At 67.2% G+C, this 754-nt stretch carries 1 protein-coding gene; it reads right to left on the minus strand.

What is annotated here, in order from left to right:
• The coding region (locus RBH26_RS21320) for a class I tRNA ligase family protein (protein WP_306760376.1) at positions 1-754 on the minus strand (754 nt) is incomplete at both ends.

Consider the following 754-nt stretch of genomic DNA (forward strand, 5'->3'; position numbering starts at 1 on the left):
ATGGTCGTCGACGGCCGCCTCGAGCGCCTCGAGGCTCGGCTCGTCGATACGGGCCTCGTTGAGTGCGTTCATGACCTGCCCGGCGCGGCCGCCGAAGGCCGGCCCGAGTTCGCTCATATCGGCCTCGGCGCTGTACTGGAGCTCTTCCCAGCGGTCTTCGGCCGAGACGAGTTCGATCTCGCGGGCGTTGAGCCGGTCGGCGAGCAGGTCGGTGTGACGGGAAACGGCTTCGGCGACGCGGTCGTCGTCGGCGGCGACGACGACCCGCGGGACGGGCCAGCGAAGTTTGCGGCCGGCCTGCTGGCGGGCGTTCGCGCCTGCTTCCTCGATCGCCCGCAGGAAGGCGACGTCGTCCTCGAGCTGTTCGTCGACCCAGAACTCCTCGACCGTCGGCCAGTCACACATGTGGACGGTGTCGTACTCGGCGTCCCCAGTGAGCGTGCCGTAGATCTCTTCGCTGATGAACGGCGCGTAGGGGGCAAGGAGAGCGACGGTTTCCCGGAGGACCCGGTAGATCGTCGCGTAGGCGGCCGTCTTGGAGGCGCTGTCCTCCTCCTCCCACATACGCTCGCGGACGGCCTGGACGTAGAAGCGGGAGACGTCTTCGACGACGAAGTCGATCAGCGCCTCGAGCGCGCGGTCCTGGCGTCGATCCTCGAAGTGGTCAGTCATCTCGGCTTTCGTCGACTGCAGGCGGGCGAGCACCCACTCGTCGATCAACTCGAGATCGTCGTCCACGTCCTCTAAGGTAGTC

It is taken from the genome of Natronolimnohabitans sp. A-GB9 (assembly GCF_030848565.1).
Lineage (GTDB): Archaea > Halobacteriota > Halobacteria > Halobacteriales > Natrialbaceae > Natronolimnohabitans.